The organism is Methylobacterium sp. GXF4, assembly GCF_000272495.1.
Taxonomy (GTDB): Bacteria; Pseudomonadota; Alphaproteobacteria; order Rhizobiales; family Beijerinckiaceae; genus Methylobacterium; species Methylobacterium brachiatum.
The window spans coordinates 21,781-28,780 of sequence record NZ_AKFK01000089.1 but is presented as its reverse complement, the minus strand read 5'-3'; the positions used below and the strand labels follow the sequence as shown (position 1 = coordinate 28,780).

The window sequence follows — 7,000 nt, the reverse complement described above, 5'->3', positions numbered from 1 at the left end:
CGCAACCAAATCTCTTTCGACCACTCGACCCTTCGGAAAACCCGGCTCGCTAACGCGAACCGGGTTTTCCGCGTTCGAGGCCATGCTTGCCAAACGGGCTGATCGAGGAGACGGTTCAGACGTGGGATGATCCTGCATCCTCGCGTAAAGCTGCTCCCATGCCCCCGACCTTGAACCTGCCCCAGGCCGCCCGACGCTCCCTGGTCGATTCCGCGATCGAGCTCATCCGCACGCAGATCGAGACCGGCCGCTGGAAGGTCGGGGCGCGCATCCCGAAGGAGGCGGAACTCGCCGAGATGCTGCAGGTCGGCCGGAACACCGTGCGGGAGGCCGTGCGGGTGCTCTCGCATGCCAAGGTCCTGGAGGTGCGGCAGGGGGACGGGACCTATGTCCGCCTCAACGTCGATCCGGCGGAGGTCATGCGCCGGGTCACCCATGCGAGCCTGCGCGACCATTTCGAGCTGCGCGCGCTGCTCGAGACCGAGGCCGCGCGCCGGGCCGCGACCCGGCGGGACGCGGATGACGTGCGACGGCTCGAGGAGCTGCTGGCGGCGCGCGGGGAGCGTCCCCAGGAAGGCGATCTCGCGGGCTTCATCGAGCGCGACATCGCCTTCCATGTCGCGGTCGCCCAAAGCGGCGGCAACGCCGCCCTCGTAGAGCTCTATCGCTACTTCGCGCTGGCCTTGCACGGCAGCACGAGCGCGGCGCTGGCCGACCGGACCTTGCCCGAGCCGGACCTCGCCGCCCATCGCCGGGTCGTCGACGCGATCCGGGACCGCGATGAAGCGGGTGCCGCGGAGGCCGCCCGAGCGATCGTCAGCCCGATCCTCGACGCGCTTGAGCGTGACGGGCCGGCTGCCGCCGACCGGTGATCGCGCTCCGTTCAGCCGGTCGCGCGCAGGGCCTGCCTGGCCAGCGCGACCGCCTCCTCGTCGGTGGCGCAGGCGGCCTGCGGCGTACCGAAGGCACGGACCAGGCTGGGGAAGGCCGCGTCCAGAGCCGCGCGCCGATCTCGGTCGGGCTCGACGATGATCAGGGCGCGGCAGCGCTCCGCCAAGGCGTCCTTGTTCCGCTTCAGCCACAGTCCGCGGGCGACCCGATCGTCGTACGGCTCGTCGTTTCGGCGCCCCTCATAGATGAGCACGAAGGGGGTGTTGCGCCCCAGAAGCGCGTCCATCTCCCGGCACCAGGCCGGTGCGTAGTTGGGCGCGCAGGCATCCCCATTCCGCATCCGTACGACGGGAAAGGCCGAGACGTCGTGAAGGGTGAAGGCCGCACGGTCCATGCTCCAGACTCCCTGGAATTGCGCTAAAAGATAGTTTCATCCAATCATCCTACCTTTCTTGATCGGCGGCGGCAATCGCCGTAGCGCTGGGCTCCCCAGACAGGAGCCCGACCATGTCTCCGCGCCCGCAGGATCCGCACGCCGTCGCCCCAATCGGCCAGAAGCCGCGCGCAAACCCCCGATCGTCCAAAGCGACATGCGTGCTGGCCGTGATCCTGTCCGGCTCCCCGGCGGCCCTCCACGCCGAGGACCATGTGCCCGGCGCGGGGCAGCCCGGCGTCGCGTCGAGCCGGACCGCGGCACCCCGCCACCGAGCGGGCGCGGCAGCCGAAGCGGAGAGGGCGGCCGTTCACGAGCGCCCCGGGACCGATGCCGCCATCGCCCTTCCGGCCCTCACGGTCACGGGCCGCGGGATGACCGGGACGGATCCGGTCCCCGGCCTCGTGGCGCGGGTCTCGGCCACCGGGACGAAGACCGACACGCCGCTCCTCGCGGTGCCGCAGGCCGTGTCGGTGATCCCCCGGGCGCAGATCGACCAGGAGGCGGCCCGGAGCGTCGGCGATTCCTTGCGCTACACGCCGGGCGTGTTCGCGGACACGCGGGTCGGCGGCGTGCTGGAAAGCGTGTTCCTGCGCGGCTTCGGGGGCTTCGCGGCGGGCGCGACCAACCCGCAGATCCTCGACGGCCTGCCGCTCGTCAAGGGTGGGAACTGGGCCGCGCAGGTCATCGACCCGTCCGTGCTGGAGCGCGTCGAGGTGCTGCGCGGACCGGCCTCGGTCCTCTACGGGCAGGCGAGCCCGGGCGGCATCGTCAGCATGGTCAGCAAGCGACCGACCGAGCAGCCTTTCCGCGCGATCACGCTCACCACCGGCAACCGCAACCGGGCCGAGGCGGCCTTCGATCTCGGCGGGCCGATCACCGCGGACGGACGCTGGGCCTATCGCCTGAACGGCCTCGGCCGGCGGGTCGACACGCAGGTCGATTTCTCACGGGAGCAGCGGCTCGTGCTGGCGCCGGCGCTGGCCTGGCGGCCGGACGACGACACGCACCTCACTCTGCTGGGCTTCTACCAGAACGACCCGCACAACAACTTCGCGGGTTGGCTCCCGGCCGAGGGGACCCTGTTCCCCAGCCCGGCCGGCCGGATCCGGCGCAGCTTCTTCCCGGGCGAGCCCGGCTTCGATGCGTACGACCGCCAGCAGGCGATGATCGGCTACGCCTTCGAGCACCGCTTCGACGAGACCTGGACCATCCGCCAGAACCTGCGCTACGCCCGGATCGATACGCGCTTCGAGGGCGTGGCGATCAATTACTTCGCCCCGTTCGGCGCGACCGCGCGCCTGCTCGAGCGCTCGGCCTCCTGGTCGCGGGAGGCGGTCGACGGCGTGTCGCTCGACAACCAGGCGCAGGCCGATTTCGCCACCGGACCGGTCGGCCATACGATCCTGCTCGGGCTCGGCTACCAGGGCTCCCGGGCGGACGTGAACGCCTCGGGCTTCGGCCCGGTGCCGCCGCTCGACTTTACGGCGCCGGTCTACCGCCGGCCCTTCGCGCGTCCACCCGCCGCGCCGAGCACGCGTCAGGACTGGAGCCGCGTCGGCCTCTACGCCCAGGACCAGATGCGTCTGGACCACTGGGCGGTCACGGTCGGGGGCCGGCAGGATTGGTCCCTGCTCGATACCGCCAACCGCCTGACGGCGGGGAGTTCTCGCCAGGACGACCAGGCCTTCACCGGCCGGGTCGGCGCGGTCTACCTGTTCGACAGCGGCCTCGCGCCGTATGCGAGCTACGCGACGTCGTTCGAGCCGACCCTGGGCACCGGGTTTTCGGGCACCCCGTTCAAGCCGACCCATGCGCGGCAGACCGAGGCCGGGGTGAAGTATCAGCCCCCCGGCCTGGACAGCTTCGTCGCCGTCTCGGGCTTCGACATCACCCAGGACAACGTCGCCGCCGCCGATCCCGCGCATCCGTTCTACAGCGTCCAGACCGGCGCCGTGCGCTCGCGCGGCATCGAGTTCGAGGCCCGGGCGACCCTGTCCGACAGCCTCGATCTGATCGGCGCCTATACCTATCTCGACACCACCGTGCGCCGGGACAGCAACCCGGCGCTCGTCGGCAAGCGCTTCGTCGCCGTGCCCGACCAACTGGTGTCGCTCTGGGCGCATTACCGGTTTCCGGGCGGGCCGCTCGCGGGCCTCAGCCTCGCCGGCGGGATCCGCGTCATCGGCCGGAGCGCCGGCGATCCGGCCAACAGTTTTTCCGTGCCGGCCGTGACCCTGGTCGATGCGGCGATCCGCTACGATCTCGGCGCCGCCGATCCGGGGCTCGCGGGCTGGCAAGCCTCGATCAACGCCGCCAACCTGTTCGACCGGACCTATGTCGCCTCCTGCTTCGCGGCGGGCGGCTGCTTCTACGGGAACGGCCGGACCGTCATCGCCAGCCTCGGCTACCGCTGGTGAGGGGTTAAGGCTCGGTGGTGCATCATCTTTTCCCGAAAGCCGGCGACCGGCTTTCGGGATGATGCGCTACCGCGTGCCCGCCCGGCGGGTGCGGCGCTCGGCCTTGCGGGTCGCGGTCTCGCGCAGATGCTGCTCGATGGCGTCGTTGGCGCGGCCGCGCATGTGCCGGATCGCCTCGACGTCGTCGAACGTGTCGGGGAAGCGGCGCGACAGCCACAGATAGGCGCTGGCGAGACGGACGGTCCGCTCCTGGTAGTCGAGTTCCCCGGTCAGGCTCGCCCGCAGGGCCGGGACCGTGGTGCGCGCCGCCCGGGCCTGGCTCCAGCGCTCGAGCATGCCCATGGCGATCTCGTCGCGCCGGTTGATCGGGCAGACCGAGAAGGCGAATTTTTCCTCGATCGGCAGCCGCGCCCGGTCGATGACCCGCGCGACCTCCAGGATCTCCTCCAGGGCCGAGGGCTGGAACGGCGAGCCGGCATAGAAGGTGGCCCGGGCGAAATGCGTCAGCACCTCGTGGAGGCTCTGGGTCTGCATCTCCTCGGCGACCGAGCGGATCGCGCCGAGATCCGGCCGGACGAAGAAGCGCGAATCGGCCGCCGGCGCCGTGGGGGCGCCCGACAGGGCGATCCGGATCGGCTCGATGGCGATCGCGTCCGTCGCCGCCACGTAGCCGACATCCTGGTGGCCGTAGCGGCCGGCCCGGCCGGCGATCTGGCGGATCTCGGAATTGGTCAGGCCGCGCTCCTTCGTGCCGTCCCACTTGCGCACGGTCGAGAACACGATCCGCCGCAGCGGCCCGAGATTGAGCCCCATGCCGATTGCGTCGGTGGTGACCAGCACGTTGGCCTCGCCGGTGCGGAAGCGCGTGGCCTCGGCCCGGCGCACCTCCGGCGACAGGGCGCCGTAGATCGTCGCCACCCGGTGCCCGCGGGCGACCAGGATCTCGCGGTTCTCGTGCACGGCCCGGCGCGAGAACGCCACGACCGCGTCCCCGGGCTCGACCTTCTCCAGTGGGACCGGCGCGTCGAGCAGCAGCAGCGGCGACTTGCGGGTGAACGGGATCACTTCCAGCGACTCACCGGCGGCCTCGGCGGCGCGGCGGACGTAGGACAGGGCGTCGTCGGAGCCGCACACGACCACGGTCCGGGCGGGCACGCCGAACAGGGCGTTGGTCCAGGCCCAGCCGCGATCGGGATCCGACAGCATCTGGATCTCGTCGATCACCGCCACGTCGATCGGGCGGGTCAGGTCGGCGGTCTCGATGGTGCGGGCGGTGTGGGTCGGCTCCGGCTCGCCCAGGACCTCCTCGCCGGTGACCATCCCGGCCCGGAGCCCGCGCTCGCGCAGGGTCTCGTAATTCTCCAGGGCGAGCAGCCGCAGGGGCGCCAGATAGGTGCCGTTGGCGGCCGCCGTCAGCATCTGCAGGGCCGCGTAGGTCTTGCCGGAATTGGTCGGTCCCATGTGGAACAGGATCCGGCGGTTCAGCCGGCGGGCGGCGGCGAAGCGCTCGATATAGGCGCCGAAGCCGACCTGATCGCGCAGGCGGCGCAGGCGCGAGCCCTCGCTCGCCACCGCCTTGGCGTGGCGGCGGACGGGGGTGAGGGTGTCGTTCAGGGAGCGCGCCAGCTTCGGCCCGTAGGTGAACACCCGGGAACGCAGCGAACGGTCCAGATGGGCGATATAGGCGGCCGCGTCGGCTCCGACCTCGCGCAGATCCTGGATGATCTGTGCCCGCAGGCGCTCGACCGGCTTGCTCAGGGTCCGGGTGACCTCGCCGGCGCGTTCCGCCACCGCCGCCTGCAGGGTCTCGAGGCGGTGCGCCGGATCGTTCCGGGCCGCCATGCGGGCCAGGATCTCGGCCGCCGCCGGGTCCGGGGCGCTGTCGATCCGCAGGTCCAGGCGGCCATTGTCGAGGAGCGGGATCTCGGTCCGGATGGTCCAGATCACCCGGCGGTCCCGCAGGATGGCGGCTCTGAGCGCGGGGATCGCCTGTCGGACCGCCGGGACGCCGGTCTCCGCGAAGGTCCGGGCCTTCTGGCGGGCGCGCAAAACGTCGGCGACCCGCTCGTCGTCGACCTCGGCACCGAATTCCGGCAGTTCGAGATCGGCGCGCAGGGTCTCCAGATCGATGGAATCCGGGGAAAGCCCGAGCCGCGCCACGGCCTCGGACAGGTAGACGGTCGTGGGACGGAGACGCTTGCGCGCCATGAGCTCACCTTCGGCCGCGGCGCTCACCGGTCGGCGCTGGACCCCGCCGTCGAACGCGTTCCTGACAAGCATCCTTGCCCGACAACCATCCTTGCGCCAGTCCGACCCCCGACGCCATCCCCGGCGCGTCAGGCTTCGTGCGCCGCCTCGGTGAGCCAGGCGCAGAAGGCGCGCACGGTCGGGTCCTCGGCCCGGGCCTCCGGGACGTAGGTGTAATAGCTCCGCGCCGGCAGGGACGGGCCCGCGAAGGGGCGGGTCAGGCGGCCGGCCGCCAGGTCGTCGGCGATCAGGCGCTCCGGACCCATGGCCACGCCGAGACCGTCGAGGGCGGCCTGCAGGGTCAGGTAGAAATGCTCCAGGGTCACCGAGGCCTGGGGGACCAGGTCCGGCACCCCGGCGGCGCGCAGCCAGTGCGGCCAGACCTCCGGGAGCGTCGCCGCGTGCAGCAGGGTGTGGTGACGCAACTGCTCCGGCTCCTGCAGGGGCAGGCGCTGCAGCAGGGCCGGGCTGCAGACCGGGATGCGCCGCTCGGTGAGGAACGACTGCGGGACATGGCCGGGGCGTGTTTGCGGCCCGCCCCGGATCGCCACGTCGAACGGGTCGGCGAGGTTCGCCAGCGGCACGTTGGAGGTGGTCAGCCGGACCTCGATGGCGGGATGGGCGACCTGGAAGCCGGACAGCCGCGGGATCAGCCAGCGCAGGGTGAAGGTCGCGAGCGCGTTGACGTGCAGCAGGCGCGGCCGGCCGCGCTCGACCTGGCGGGCGGTCGCCAGGGCGACCCGGTCGAGGGCGGCGCCGATCTCGGCGGCGTAGCTGCGCCCGGCCTCGGTGAGCACCACCCGCCGGTTGTGGCGCTCGAACAGCGGCACGCCGAGCCAGCCTTCGAGCATCTGGACGTGCCGGCTCACCGCCCCGTGGGTCACGCGCAGCTCCTCGGCGGCCCGGGTGAAGCTGGCGTGCCGGGCCGCCGCCTCAAAGGCCTTCAGCGCGTTGAGCGGCGGCAGGCGGCGGTGCATCGCTGTCAGGTTTCCTCACGCGAGCGTCAGCA

The 7,000-nt window shown here is 71.8% G+C and carries 5 protein-coding genes; 2 read left to right on the top strand and 3 right to left on the bottom strand.

Annotation, left to right across the window (positions count from 1 at the left end; translation table 11 throughout):
- The first annotated feature begins 158 nt into the window (after positions 1-158).
- Positions 159-872 carry an FCD domain-containing protein gene (locus WYO_RS25420; protein WP_007568060.1) on the top strand — a complete coding sequence of 238 codons (714 nt, stop codon included), beginning with the start codon at positions 159-161 and terminating at the stop codon, positions 870-872.
- Positions 873-883: 11 nt separating this feature from the next.
- On the opposite strand, the gene WYO_RS25415 is transcribed toward WYO_RS25420, so the two are convergent.
- Complete coding sequence (locus WYO_RS25415; protein WP_007568058.1) at positions 884-1,285, bottom strand: hypothetical protein; 402 nt, start codon at positions 1,283-1,285, stop codon at positions 884-886.
- A gap of 200 nt (positions 1,286-1,485) precedes the next feature.
- Here WYO_RS25415 and WYO_RS25410 point away from each other — a divergent pair, with 200 nt between their 5' ends.
- Complete coding sequence (locus tag WYO_RS25410) at positions 1,486-3,744, top strand: TonB-dependent siderophore receptor (protein WP_202948053.1); 2,259 nt, start codon at positions 1,486-1,488, stop codon at positions 3,742-3,744.
- Between the two features lie 66 nt (positions 3,745-3,810).
- On the opposite strand, the gene WYO_RS25405 is transcribed toward WYO_RS25410, so the two are convergent.
- The gene (locus WYO_RS25405; RefSeq protein WP_007568055.1) at positions 3,811-5,952 is read right to left on the bottom strand and encodes a helicase-related protein; all 2,142 of its coding nucleotides are present in this window, start codon (positions 5,950-5,952) and stop codon (positions 3,811-3,813) included.
- Positions 5,953-6,080: 128 nt separating this feature from the next.
- Positions 6,081-6,968, bottom strand: coding sequence for a transcriptional regulator GcvA (gcvA, locus tag WYO_RS25400; RefSeq protein ID WP_007568053.1), 888 nt, complete (start codon positions 6,966-6,968; stop codon positions 6,081-6,083).
- Between the last annotated feature and the right edge of the window lie 32 nt (positions 6,969-7,000).